This is a genomic window from Luteibacter sp. SG786 (genome assembly GCF_011759605.1).
GTDB lineage: Bacteria > Pseudomonadota > Gammaproteobacteria > Xanthomonadales > Rhodanobacteraceae > Luteibacter.
Genome location: NZ_JAAOYX010000002.1, coordinates 862156 through 875035, shown reverse-complemented (window position 1 = coordinate 875035; position 12880 = coordinate 862156). Strand labels below are relative to the sequence as shown.

Below are 12880 nucleotides of genomic sequence, written 5' to 3'. Positions count from 1 at the left end.
AAGAAGCCTGCAACGGTTTTATGTAATCCATTACATTGCAGTGCAACATATTCGCGACGTCGTCGGCCACTTCGTCCGGCGCGTCTTCAGTCAGGCAAAGGGTGGAAACGGGTGAGCGCACAGGGATCAAGGCGAAAGGGACAGGGCGGCGACGACACGCGCACCGATGTTGCGCCGCAGCCCGTACGCGTGCGCACGGTCAAGGAAATCGCCGCCATCGCAAATGTTTCGGTGGCAACCGTTTCGCGCGCACTGCAACGCCCCGAGGTCGTAAGCGAGGAAACGCGCCGGCGCATCCATGAGGTCGTCAAGCGTCTGGGCTACACGCCGAATGCCATGGCGCGCAACCTGCGCACCGCCCGGACGCGCCTGGTGGTGGCCCTGCTGCCCGACATCGCCAATCCCTTCTTCTCGGAGGTGATCCGCGGCATCGAGCAGGTCGCCTACGAGAACGGGTATTCCGTGCTGCTGGGCGAAACGCAGAGCAGCCTCGTGCGCGAACAGTCCTATGCCGACATGGTCGCGGCCCGCCAGGCGGACGGCATCATCACCATGTTCCATCGTGTGCCGCCGATTCCCGTGGAAGGCAGGCTGCCTGTCGTCAACGCGTGCGAATACGTGAAGGACAGCGCCATCTCGAGCGTTTACGTGGACAACGTCGCGGCAGCCACCGCTGCCGTCGATTACCTCGTGACCCTGGGGCACCGCGACATCGCCTTCGTGGCTGGCCCCGCCACAAGCCCGATCTGCGTCGACCGCGAGCAGGGCTACCGGCTCGCGTTGCAGCGGGCGAACATCCCCGCCAACCCGGCCCTCGTCGCCGTGGGCGACTTTTCCATCGAAGCCGGCGAGCGCGCGGTCGAGCTGCTGCTTTCGCAAGGCCAGTCGTTCAGCGCGGTGTTCTGCTCCAACGATGAAATGGCCATCGGCGCGATGCGCGCCCTGCTGTCCCGGGGGCTGCGCATCCCCGAAGACGTGTCGGTCGTCGGTTTCGACGACATCCGCTTTTCCCGCTACACCTCGCCCGCATTGACCACCGTCTCGCAGCCGAAGACGGCGTTGGGACGCGAAGCGATGACAATGCTGATCGAGATACTCAACGATCCGGACGTACCGCCGCGCAAGCGGGTGCTGTCCGCCGAGCTGGTGGTACGCGGATCGACCGGGCCCCGCGGACGGGGCCCGGGCGCGCGCTAGAGCGTCCACCCCGCGCGATAGTCGCGACGCAGGAACTGGTTGGCGTCCGCCAGGTTGGTGATGCGCATGTTCTGCGCGTCGTACTCGATCCTGTGGCCCGCGCGCAGCGCCACCACGCCCAGCAGCATGATCTCGGTCAGCTGCGCGGCATAGGAGAACGGAGACGATGCCTCGGTCTTCCCCTTGCAGGCATCCACCCAGTTCATCTCGTGCGAGGTCTTGATGCGCGCGAACTTCTGCGGCGGCGTGCCCACCGAGTCGTGCAGCGATTGCGGCAGCAGGCGGGGGTTGTCCCCGTACGTCTCGTGGATCAGCTTGCCCTTCGTGCCGACGTAGAGGACACCGCCGTCCTTCATCTGTCCGGCGCCCATCGCCTCCAACCCGGGCGGCAGCAACGCGCCGTCGTACCAGGTGAGCCTCACCGGGGGCATGCTGCCACGCGCGGGGAAGTCGAAGTAGGTCATCGTCGCCATGGGGTACGACTCGTTGTTGAACGGCGTCGAGACCGTCTCCACGGACGTCGGAAGGCCCAGGTTGAGCGACCAGAACGGCGAATCGATGAGGTGCGCACCCATGTCGCCGATGGCGCCCACGCCCCAATCCACCCACCCGCGCCAGTTGAACGGATGGTAGAGCGGGTGGTATTCGATCACCGGACCGGGGCCGAGGAAGAGATCCCACTCCAGACCCTGCGGTTTCGGATAGTTGCCGGCCATGGCATTGGCGAGGCGGGCCATCACCGCGTCCATGTCCCAGCTCGTGGCATCCGGCTGCTGCACGGGCCGCGGGCGCGGAATGCCCTGCGGCCAGTAAGCCAGCGGGCGGTTGGTCCAGGCGTGCACTTCGCGCACTTCGCCGATGGCGCCTGCCGCGATGTACTCGTTGATCAGCCGCGCGTCGTCCGTGGAGTGCCCCTGATTGCCCATCTGCGTGACGACACGGGGATTTTCCTTGGCCTTCCTGGCGAGTTCGCGGGCTTCGTGGATCGACCACGTGAGGGGTTTCTGCACGTAGACGTGCTTGCCGAGGCTCATCGCCGTGCTGGCGATGGTGGCATGCAGGTGATCCGGCGTGGCGATCACCACCGCGTCGATGTCCTTCTGCTGCTCGAGCATCCGGCGAAAGTCGGTGTGACGCTTGATCGAGCCGTACTTGCGGGAAAGCAGCTTCGTCAGCTCGATCTTTTCCTGCAGTTTCTTCCGCTCCGCGGGCGTCTGCGCACGCTCGAGACGGGCCTGCGTCTCACCCAGGCCGGCGAACATCTTCTGGAAGGATCGATCCGTGTAGCCCCAGTCCACGTCGCAAAGGGCGACGATGTTCTCGCCCGCCAGCGCGAGCATGTTCTGCCCGCCCATGCCGCCGACACCGATGCCCGCGATGTTCAGGCGGTCGCTGGGAGCGGTGAAGCCCGTGCCGCCGAGCACGTGGCGGGGCACGATCATCAGGCCCGTCGCGGCGAGCGCCGTGCCCGCGATGAAGTTCCGTCGGGAGAGCTTGACGCCCGCTTCCCCGTCTGCGGTCGTCGTCCCGGAAGCGGGATCCGGGTTCCCATTCTCGATCTTCGATTTGTCCGACATATGCGCTGCGATCTCCGTCTGGCTATCAGGAAGCGGTCGGGACGAAGCCCCGGATCCCCTAAGGAAGCCCGAGTTCTTAGCGCAGATTGCAGACAGATTCAAATGTGAGCGTGCGTGCTCACACGTACGAGGTGCGTGGCAACCCGGCGCGCCGCGAGTCGCGGACACCCGTCTTCGCAGACGATGGCGGCGTTATCGCCGCCGTACGGACCATAACGCACGGGATCGGTGGGGCCGAACAGACCCACGGTCGTTGCCCGCGTTCCCGCCGCCAGATGCATGACGCCGCAATCCGCACTGATGTAGGTACCCGCGGCTTCGATGAAGGCCGCCAGCTTGCGCGGATCGCTGGTGTAGTAGGTGGGATAACCGCCGCCGAGCCGCGACATGCCGTCGGCGGAGACGAGTTCGATCACGCATGCTTCGCCGTGGAGGGCAACGAGTTCCATGGTGAAGTCGTGCCACCAGTTCGTGTCAAGCAGCTTCGATCCCGTGGCGTTGGGAAAGATGGCGATGACGGGCAGGTGCCCCTCGTTCACCCCTCGCAGCACACGCGCCAGCGCATCCTGTCCGGCGCGCCGCTCGTGCTCCGTCAGGCGAATATCCAGCCGCGGAATATCTGCTTCCGCTGCAATGCCGAGCGCCCAGCGCAAGGCCTGGACCGGCCGGGCGGCCAGGTGCCGCGCCTGTCCGTGGGTCGGCATGTCGTCGGTGCGAAGTTGCAGCCGCGCATTCGCCAACGCACCAGCCACGCGCCCGGAGGAGGACCCGGCCGCGGCATCGATCACCAGATCGTATCGGCGGGCGCGCAGTTTTCGGAGCGCGCGAAACGTCGCCAGGGGGCGGCGCACCGCGCGGCGATCGAGCGTCGTGCAGTCGCCGACGATGTCGAAGCCGCGGAACAGGGTTGCCGCGGCCGGGCCGGCCGAAAGCAGGTCTACTTCCGCACCGGGGAACCGTCGCTCGATCTCGACCAGCAGCGCCGTGAGCAGCACGGTGTTGCCCAGCCTATGGTTGGGGCGGCACACGAGGATGCGCTGGATGCGCTCCGAAGCGAGGCCACCGGGGCCGACGAGGTTCGCCGGTGGCGGAACCAGATGGCCAGCCATCCATGCGGCGATTCGCCGGCGCCATGTCGCCAGGCTGCCGTGCAAGGGTTTACGGCCCGGTTCGGCCGCCGATGGGGAAGGCAAAGACGCACTACGCATGACGTGCACCGGCAGAAAGGTGTGAGCACGGTGCCAGAGCCAGCTTACGTACACCTGTGGGAAATGTGACGCCAGGATTTCCGTTCAGCGGCCGATGCAGTTACGTTTAGCCGTTAAGACGATGTTCGTCCATGCGCTTAATGCGTCCGGCCCGTTGCCGGACAGACGCGCTCATTAAAAGGGGTCACGCCAGATGCATCGAGATACACCATCCGCACGCATGCACGGCATGCGTCGCGTTCTCATCCGGGCCATGCTGGGCTTCGGACTCGCCTGCTGCGTGGCGCTGCCCCAAGCGCTTGCCGGCACGCCGCCAGCCACCGTCGATAAGGCATTCGATGTGGCACCTGCGCGCGCCGCGCTCGAGCGCCTCGTCGGAAAGGCCCATGCCGACCAGGTTCGTCTGCGCGCGGTGGCCAGGGGACAAGCCGATCGCTTCCGCATCCTGGGAGAAGAAGGCCATCTGGTGATCGAGGGCACCAGCCCCGCCACGCTCCTCGCTGGCTTCGGCTGGTACCTGGAGTACGTGGCGCACACGAACATCTCGCTGGCCGGCGATCAACTGGACCTCCCGCGAGCACTGCCGTTGCCCGCGTCGCCCATCGCGCACGAGGCGAACGGTGCCAACCGGTTCGCGCTGAACGATGTCGACGAGGGCTACACGGAGCCCTACGCCGACTGGGATTACTGGCAGCACAAGATCGACGTGCTGGCGCTGCGCGGCATCAATCAGGTGCTCGTCTACCAGGGCCAGGAGAAAGTTTACGAGGCCACCTTCCAGCGCTTCGGCTACAGCCGCGACGAAATGCTCGCGTGGATCCCACAGGCAGCGCACCAGCCGTGGTGGTTGCTGCAGAACCTGTGCTGCTCGCCGACGCCCATTGCGCAGGGCATCGTCGACCGGCGTGCGGATCTCGCACGGAAGATGGCGGACCGGCTGCGGCAGCTGGGCATGGTTCCTGTCTTTCCGGGGTTCTACGGCACGGTGCCGCCGGACTTCGCGAAGCGCAACGCTGGCGCGCACGTCGTTCCCACCGGCGAGTGGGACGGCTACAAGCGGCCGGACTGGCTCGACCCCACCGACCCGGTGTTCGCCAAGGTCGCCGCCGAGTTCTACCGCGTCCAGACGGCCATGTTCGGCGACAGCAACATGTACAAGATGGATCCGCTGCACGAGGGCATCGAAGGTGCCGACCACGGCAGCATCGATCTCGTTGCAGCCACCCGCGGCATCCAGTCGGCACTCGATCGTGCCCATCCGGGCGCCATCTGGGTGCTCCTGGGATGGGAAACCAATCCGCTGCCGCCGATCGTGAAAGGCCTGGACAAAGCCCATGCGCTGGTCGTGGACGGCGAATCCGAAGCCGTTCCGGCCGACACGGACAGGGAAGCCGAATGGGCGGGCACACCCTATACGTTCGGCACGATCTGGAACTTCGGCGGACACACGAACATCGGCGCCAACCTCTCCGTGTGGAACGAGCGTTTCTGGCAATGGAAGAAGAAAGCCGGCAGCAGGATGAATGGCGTGGCCCTGATGCCGGAGGCCAGCGACAACAACCCGGCGGCGACCGCATTCTTCACCGAACTCGCATGGCGTACGGAACCTGTGGATATCGACGAGTGGTTCCGGCAATGGGCATGGCGCCGATACGGCGGTGCCGCACCGGATCCGCACGCCGTCGCGGCGTGGCACATCCTGCAACGCTCGGCCTACAACCTGCCGGCGACGTGGGACAGCAAGTACCAGACGGGATTCTTCGAGCTTACCCCTAGCCTTTATGCGCACACTCTGCCGCTGGACTACGATCCGGTGGAAATCGAACGTGCCCTCGCGGAGCTGGTGCAGGTCGCACCGGCACTCCGGCAGAGCACGGCATATCGTCATGACCTCACCGACCTCACGCGACAGGCACTGGCGGTACGCAGCCGCGTCATGCTGCCGGAGATCAATGCGGCATTCGAAGCGCGCGATGTGGCCCGCTTCGATCGGCTCACGGGCGAATGGCTCCGCTCGATGAAGCAGCTGGATGCCGTACTCGGCACGAACCGGCATTTCATGCTGGGACCGTGGCTCGCCCGTGCGAAGGCCTATGCGACCAGCCCCGCCGAATGGTCCGCGATCAACTACGACGCACGCTCGCTCATCACCATCTGGGGCCGTCCAGACGTGGCCGATTACGCCCGCCGCGAATGGCAGGGTCTCGTCGGCGACTATTACTACGCGCGCTGGCAGCGTTACTTCGACTCGTTGAAGACGGCGCTGCGCTCGGGCAACAAGGTGGAGAAAATCGACTGGTACGCGTTCGGAGAAGCGTGGGCACACGAGGAGAAGACCTATCCGACGGAACCCACCGGAGATATTCACGCACTGGCCACACAGGTTCTCGCGGACCTGACGAAGGTTCCCGCCGAGCCATCTGCCACCCACTAAAGAATCTTCCTCCGCGTGAGACGCGGGCACACCGTACGAGAGTCAATTCATCCTGCCGCAAGGAAGCGGCGGGCAAACTCTCGCTCGCAATACACCCTGTCTCGCGTCTCGTAAGGAGATAGATCCATGCGCCGTACTTCCCTCTTCCTGGCCGCTTCGCTCGGCCTCGTTGTCGCCTCCCAGGCCTTTGCCTCGGATCGTCCGGATCCCGGCAAACTGACCACGCGCTGCCTGGACGAGGCGTCGAAAAAGTTCGACGTCAAGAACGACTACATCCAGCTTCAGCCGATCAAGGCCGCCGACTCGGGTTACTCTATTTCGGGCACGGCCGACGCGGGCATCGACGGCAAGAAGAACTTCACCTGCGAATTCAACAAGAAGGGCAAGCTCGCCAACCTCGTTCCGGAAGGCAAGTAAGCATGGCACCGTTGGCCGCGCACCGTGCGCGGCCAACGGTGCGATTGTTGCGCCACGCTCACGCCCATGGTTCCCGTGACGCGGCTAGCCCATGACTTCAATTTGTCGGATCGTGTTCTGCCAAAGTTCGTCTTCGACGAACGACGTTGGCCAGTGGCATGACCGGTATCCCTGCAAGCTCCCCATCCACGCGCAAAACCACCATTGTCCTCGTGCACGGCGCCTGGACGAACGGCAGCGGCTGGCGGCCCGTCCACGACCGCCTGACCGAAAAGGGCTATTCCGTGGTGGTAACGCAACAGCCGCTGACGTCGTTCGAAGCGGACGTCGCGGCCGTGGCACGTGTTCTTGCGATGCAGCCAGACCCCGTGGTCCTCGTCGGCCACTGCTACGGCGGGGCCCTCATCACGCGGGTCGGAAACGATCCGAAAGTGCGGGCGCTTGTCTATATCGCCGCGCATGCCCTCGATGAGGGCGAGACGCCCCTCGGCAACGACAGGAGATTCGTGGACCCCCGGAGCCACGCGGGAACCGATGTGCGGGCGACGCCGGATGGATTCCTGTATTTCGAGCCGCTGGCGTATGTCGAGGATTACGCCGCGGACCTCGATCCCGCCACGGCACATTTCCAGGCGCACGCACAGGTACCCACAGCGCTCGGCGCATTCGACGTGCCGGCCACACATCCGGCGTGGAAGGACAAGCCGAGCTGGTACATGGTGGCAGGTGCGGACCAGATCCTGAGCCCCGACCTCGAGCGCATGTACGGCCGTCGCGCACGCAGCACCGTGGTGGAAGTTGCGGGGGCCAGCCACGCAGTGCACCAGTCGCACCCCTACGAAGTCGTCGAGTTGATTGAAGAGGCCGCGGCGACCGTGGCCCATGCGTCTTAAGCAGACACCCGGGCGCGACCGATGCCGACCTCGCATAGGCGTGTCGCACGGCCCACATCGTGAAAGCGATCCTGCGGTTCGCCGGTCTTCTGCCGGGACCTACCCGCAAAGGAACGATCATGACCCATCCCCGGTATCGCACGCTGGCCTTCGCTGCGCTTGGCGCCATGGCCATGACCACCGCCACTTTCGCCGCCGAAGAGGGCCGACCCGTGGACACCCAAGCCATGCGGGGCCACGCAGCGGTCGACGGAGCTATGAAGACCCTTTCCGAAGCGACATGGGTACTCGACGGAAAGCCGGATGCTCCGCGCATCATCTATGCCTTCACGGATCCCAACTGCCCCTATTGCCACGACTTCTGGCAAGCGGCTCGTCCCTGGGTGGAATCGGGCAAGGTGCAGATCCGCACCCTGCTTGTCGGAGTGATCCGCGAGGACAGCCCGAACAAGGCAGCGGCCATTCTGGGTGCGTCCGATCCTTCGGCCGCGCTGACAAGGAACGAGACGACGTTCTCCCAGGGAGGCATCGATCCTGTGGAGACGATCCCCCCCCGCATCCAGGAGCAGCTCGAAAGGAACCAAGCATTGATGCAGTCGCTGGGGTTCCGCGGCACGCCCGGCATCGTGATCGCCGATGCGGATGGAAAGCCTGTGAAGGCGAACGGCTTGCCACGGGACGGAAAACTTGAAGCGCTTTTCGGACCCCGATAGCGCCATGGCGTAAATGACCACAAAGTTGGCATTTGTCGCCATACCGGTCGGTGCGGGCAGGGGGCAGACTCCGGCAGAGCATTCCCAGCCGCGACGAGGCCACCCATGACGAGACCTACCCCGGAACTCCATATCCTCGCCGTCGTCTGCGTGGTGACGGTGTTGATGTGGATTCCCTACATCGCAGCGCGCATTGTCACGCGCGGGCCGATGAAGACCTTGGCCAACCCCGACCCCTCATTCGCGCCCGACCCCGCGTGGGCGGAGCGGGCGCGCAGAGCGCACGCCAACGCCGTGGAGAACCTCGCGGTGTTCGCGCCGCTGGTCATCGTCGCGGCGCTCGCCGGTGTAAGCACGCCCAAGACGATCCTGGCTGCTCAGGTTTACCTCTGGGCGAGGATCGCGCATTACCTCGTTTACACGGCTGGCATTCCCGTCGTGCGTACGCTCGCTTTCATGGTGGGCTTCGTCGCGACACTCACGATCGCCGGCGCAGTGCTTGGATTCTGATCCTGCTGTATCGTTCCGAAAGACAACTTCCGGCCTAGACGGCATGCGCATCCTGGTACTCGCACTCGAGGGTCTGTTCGACACGGGGCTGTCCGTCATCCTGGACGCGCTCGACGCAGCGAACCATATCGCTTCGCGCGCGCTGTCAGGCGCCGTCCATTTCGACGTGTCGATCGTCGGTGTGCGGGACACCGTGCGCTCGGGCCAGGGTTTCATCATCCCGGTCGAAGCGATCGATCCCGACCTGAAACCCGACTGGGTGGTGTTACCCGCGCCCAATGCCACGACGCCCGAACAATTGATCCCCGCACTCGCCCGTCCGGACGTCGCCGAAGCCCGGGGGCAACTGCTGCGCTGGTATGCGAATGGCGTGCCGATAGCCGCATCGTGCATCGGCACCTTCCTGGTCGCAGAAACGGGGTTGCTCGATCATCGGCAGGCCACGACCACGTGGTCGCTCGCGCCGCTTTTCCGGCAACGCTATCCGAACGTTGCACTGGACGAGTCACGCATGCTGGTGCCGACGGACATTGGCGTCACGGCCGGTGCGGCAATGGGTCACCTGGATCTCGCGCTCTGGTTGATTCGCCAGGCGAGCCATGAGCTTGCGATGCTGGTATCGCGCTACCTGCTCGCCGATGCCCGCTCTCTCCAGGCTCCTTACATCATTCCCCACCACCTGGCGATGGCCGACCCGCTCATACTCCGCTTCGAACAATGGGCCCGTGGGAACCTCAAGCGAGGATTCTCGTTGCGCGAAGCGTCCGCCGCCCTCGCCACGAGTTCGCGTACCTTGCAACGGAAGTGCGAGACGGTGTTGGGTAAATCGCCGTTGGCGTACTTCCAGGACCTTCGTGTGGAGCGCGCGCGCTCATTGATCCACTGCAGCGGTATGGACGTCGATGCCATCGCGGCCGAAGTGGGCTACGAAGATGGAGCCACGTTACGGTCGCTTCTGCGGAAACGGCTCGGCCGCGGAGTGAGGGAGCTTCGCGCGGATTCCCGATGAAGCGGTGCGCGAAATGAGGTGTCGGCAATAATTTAATTGTCCCGGCGGCGGCCGCGCGCGATAGTTGGCGCGCCATTCCACCACTGGGAACCGTCATGCCGTTCACCCGCGTATCGCTACTGGCGGGAAAGCCGCCCGCTTACCTTGCCGCCATCTCCGACAGCCTCGACCGCGCGCTCGTCGAATGCTTCGGCGTGCCTGAAGCCGACCGTTTCATGGCGTTCGATCAGCTCCAGCCGGGCGAGTTCGTTTTCGACCGCACCTATCGTGGCGGGCCGCGTTCCGACGATTTCGTGCTGTTTCATATCACCACCGGCAAGCAACGCACGCCGGCGGTGAAGGAGCGCTTCTTCCAGGGCCTGGTCGAACGCCTGGCCAAATCGCCCGGCATACGGCCCGAAGATGTGATGGTGATCATCGCGAACTCCGAATTCGAGGACTGGTCGTTCGCGTCGGGCGTGTCGGGAGCGGCGCCTGTCCCCCGCGACGAATGAGCTCGCCGCCTGCCGGCTGCCTCAGGCCACGGCGGTGGGATCCACCTGCCGGCAGGACTCGTCCATGGCCTTCGGGTGTGTGCGGTCGCAAGGCCGGTCGTCGACGACCGGCACGGGCTGCGGCGCCACTCGCGTGACGATCTCCGCGCCAGCGTGCAGCGTCTTGCTGATCGGACACGCTTCCGCGATGGCCAGCAGCCGGTCGCGCTGAGCCGGCGTGATGTCCCCCTCGATGAACACGTTGCGTTCGAAGATGTCGCGAGCGGTGGTCTCGTCGCGCCGGTGCGTCACCGACGCCTGCACGCGGTCGAGCGGAAGACCTTTTCGCCTGGCGTACATGCGGATCGTCATGACCGTGCACGCGCCGAGTGCCGAGCTGAGCAGGTCGTAAGGCGTCGGTCCCGATGCCATGCCGCCCAGGTCGAGCGGCTCGTCGATCACGAGCGATGGGCCTTGCCCGTGCGCCCTGACCTGGAAAAGACCTTCGCCCGTTTCTTCGACGATCACCGGATTGGACGTCATGACAATGCTCCTTGGGTTGCTTGCGGAGATTAGCGCGTCCGCGCATCGCGACACAGGGCTCTGCTCCACGGCCTGCCGTCGGAATTGTTGTCCCGGGGGCAACATGGTGAGCCTCGGCGGCGGCTTCCGGCCGGGCGCGCCCACGCCTAACCTTCGAGCGAAGCAGCGCCGGGCCTCCCGGTTCGTACAAGCCTGTGAGATCAGGATCTGCTTATATGGCGGAAAGCAGACAGGCGAGGGCGATACCGATGCAGAACATCCTTTTGCAGACCACGATCGAAGGCGACAGCGACGATTGGCACATCGGTCGCTTCCACCTTCTCAAGGCATTCCTGGAAGGCATTCGCGACGAACATGGTGAGCCGGCCTTTCGCGTCACCGCGCGCAACCGCGGACCGGTCGAACATGACGATGCGGTGTTGTCACGGCTCGACGAGTCCGACTACCGGCAGCTGTGGCTGTTCGCTGTCGACACGGGCAACGGCCTCACCAGCGAGGATTGCGCGGGCATCAGCCGCTTTCGCCGAAACGGCGGCGGCATGCTCGTCACCCGCGACCACATGGATCTGGGCAGTTCCATCTGCAACCTCGCCGGTGTGGGCGCCGCACACCATTTCCATTCCCGCAACCTCGACCCGGACCCGAGCCGGCATTGCATCGACGACAAGATCACCACCGACATCTCCTGGCCCAATTACCACTCGGGCGCCAACGGCGATTACCAGAAGGTGGAAGTCGTCGGAGAGGTGCATGCTGTCTTGCGCGATCCGGATTCCGCCAGCGGCGTCATTGCTTTTCTTCCGTCGCATCCGCACGAGGGTGCCGTCGGCGCGCCGGCCGACGATCCGACCAGTCGCGTCATCCTGAAAGGGCGCAGCCTCAGCACGCACAGGGACTTCAACATCGCGGTGGCGTTCGAGCAGTCCGAGAGCGGCGGTCGTGCCATCGCGCAATCTACATTCCACCACTTCGCCGATTACAACTGGGACCCGTCCACGGGCTGTCCTTCATTCGTCTCGGAAGCACCCGGGGACGGACTGAGGCAGTTCCCCGAAGCACTCCGCTCCACGAAACGCTACGTGCGGAATGTCGCCCAGTGGCTTACCGGCGGGACATGAACACGAGGTAGGAACCATGAACATCGTAGTCGTCGGCGGCAGGGGCCTCGTCGGGCGGAACATTGTCGAGCGGCTTCGCAACGAAGGCCACCACGTGTCGGCCGTCTCCCGCGCAACGGGCGTGGACGTGATCAGCGGCCAGGGGCTTGCCGAGTGCATGGTGGGCGCGGAGGTGGTGATCGACGTCACCAACGCGCCGACCTTCGACGACGAGTCGGCGTTCCATTTCTTCCGTACCGCCATCGGCAACCTGCTGGAAGCCGAACTCGCGGCGGGCGTACGGCACCACGTGACACTGTCCATCGTGGGCACCGAGCGGCTGGAAGACAGCCATTACCTTCGCGGCAAGGCGCTGCAGGACCGCGTGATCCGGGCATCCGGCATTCCGTTCACCATTGTCCATGCGACGCAGTTCTACGAGTTCCTCGTTGCCATCATCGAGAACGCCGTGCGCGATCAGGTGGTGCGGCTATCGCCTGCGTACATCCAGCCCGTGGCATCGGACGACGTGGCCGCATTGATGGCGGCGCTCGCGGTGGGCCAACCCCTGAACGGGTCCATCGAGATCGCCGGTCCGGAGAGGGAAAGGATGTCCGAACTGATCCAGCGTTTCGTCGTCGATCTGGAAGCGCCCTGTGACGTGCAGACCGACGGTCGCGCACCCTATTTCGGCGCGGTGCTCGATGAGGACAGCCTGGTGCCAGGGGACGGATCCCTGCAAGGCGGCGTCGGCTTCCAGAAGTGGCTGGAAAGGTCGGAGTTCTCGCGCGTCGGCTGGTAAGGTCCGT

General features: G+C 65.0%; 13 protein-coding genes. 10 read left to right on the top strand and 3 right to left on the bottom strand.

Annotation, left to right across the window (positions count from 1 at the left end):
- Window positions 1–111: 111 nt before the first annotated feature.
- A complete protein-coding gene (locus tag FHS47_RS15700) occupies window positions 112–1197 on the top strand; it encodes a LacI family DNA-binding transcriptional regulator (RefSeq protein WP_208382062.1) in 1086 nt (361 codons plus the stop codon).
- Here FHS47_RS15700 and FHS47_RS15695 read toward each other — a convergent pair.
- The gene (locus FHS47_RS15695) at window positions 1194–2774 is read right to left on the bottom strand and encodes a Gfo/Idh/MocA family oxidoreductase (RefSeq protein ID WP_167029940.1); all 1581 of its coding nucleotides are present in this window, start codon (window positions 2772–2774) and stop codon (window positions 1194–1196) included. The genes FHS47_RS15700 and FHS47_RS15695 overlap by 4 nt on opposite strands.
- 98 nt (window positions 2775–2872) lie before the next feature.
- The gene (locus FHS47_RS15690) at window positions 2873–3982 is read right to left on the bottom strand and encodes a glycosyltransferase family 9 protein (protein WP_167029937.1); all 1110 of its coding nucleotides are present in this window, start codon (window positions 3980–3982) and stop codon (window positions 2873–2875) included.
- Between the two features lie 229 nt (window positions 3983–4211).
- Between FHS47_RS15690 and FHS47_RS15685 the strand changes: the two genes are divergently transcribed.
- From FHS47_RS15685 to FHS47_RS15655, 7 genes are all read left to right on the top strand, one after another.
- Window positions 4212–6416, top strand: coding sequence for an alpha-N-acetylglucosaminidase (locus tag FHS47_RS15685; protein WP_208382061.1), 2205 nt, complete (start codon window positions 4212–4214; stop codon window positions 6414–6416).
- 126 nt (window positions 6417–6542) lie between these two features.
- Window positions 6543–6833: a hypothetical protein gene (locus FHS47_RS15680; RefSeq protein ID WP_167029934.1), complete on the top strand. Its 291-nt coding sequence runs from the start codon at window positions 6543–6545 to the stop codon at window positions 6831–6833.
- Window positions 6834–6991: 158 nt separating this feature from the next.
- A complete protein-coding gene (locus FHS47_RS15675) occupies window positions 6992–7726 on the top strand; it encodes an alpha/beta hydrolase (RefSeq protein WP_167029931.1) in 735 nt (244 codons plus the stop codon).
- 119 nt (window positions 7727–7845) lie between these two features.
- Window positions 7846–8439 carry a thiol:disulfide interchange protein DsbG gene (gene dsbG, locus FHS47_RS15670; protein ID WP_167029928.1) on the top strand — a complete coding sequence of 198 codons (594 nt, stop codon included), beginning with the start codon at window positions 7846–7848 and terminating at the stop codon, window positions 8437–8439.
- Window positions 8440–8544: 105 nt separating this feature from the next.
- Window positions 8545–8949 (top strand): MAPEG family protein, encoded by a 405-nt coding sequence (locus FHS47_RS15665; RefSeq protein WP_167029925.1) that lies wholly within the window; start codon window positions 8545–8547, stop codon window positions 8947–8949.
- Between the two features lie 43 nt (window positions 8950–8992).
- Entirely contained in the window at window positions 8993–9958 is a 966-nt protein-coding gene (locus tag FHS47_RS15660; protein ID WP_167029923.1) for a helix-turn-helix domain-containing protein, read from the top strand.
- Window positions 9959–10053: 95 nt separating this feature from the next.
- Window positions 10054–10452 (top strand): tautomerase family protein, encoded by a 399-nt coding sequence (locus tag FHS47_RS15655; RefSeq protein ID WP_167029922.1) that lies wholly within the window; start codon window positions 10054–10056, stop codon window positions 10450–10452.
- 21 nt (window positions 10453–10473) lie between these two features.
- On the opposite strand, the gene FHS47_RS15650 is transcribed toward FHS47_RS15655, so the two are convergent.
- Window positions 10474–10974, bottom strand: a complete 501-nt coding sequence (locus tag FHS47_RS15650) for an OsmC family protein (protein ID WP_167029920.1) — start codon at window positions 10972–10974, stop codon at window positions 10474–10476.
- Window positions 10975–11222: 248 nt separating this feature from the next.
- On the opposite strand from FHS47_RS15650, the gene FHS47_RS15645 reads away from it, so the two are divergent.
- Together FHS47_RS15645 and FHS47_RS15640 are read left to right on the top strand one after the other, a co-directional pair.
- Window positions 11223–12092 (top strand): hypothetical protein, encoded by an 870-nt coding sequence (locus FHS47_RS15645; RefSeq protein WP_167029918.1) that lies wholly within the window; start codon window positions 11223–11225, stop codon window positions 12090–12092.
- Window positions 12093–12108: 16 nt separating this feature from the next.
- The gene (locus FHS47_RS15640) at window positions 12109–12873 is read left to right on the top strand and encodes an NAD(P)H-binding protein (RefSeq protein ID WP_167029916.1); all 765 of its coding nucleotides are present in this window, start codon (window positions 12109–12111) and stop codon (window positions 12871–12873) included.
- Window positions 12874–12880: the final 7 nt, after the last annotated feature.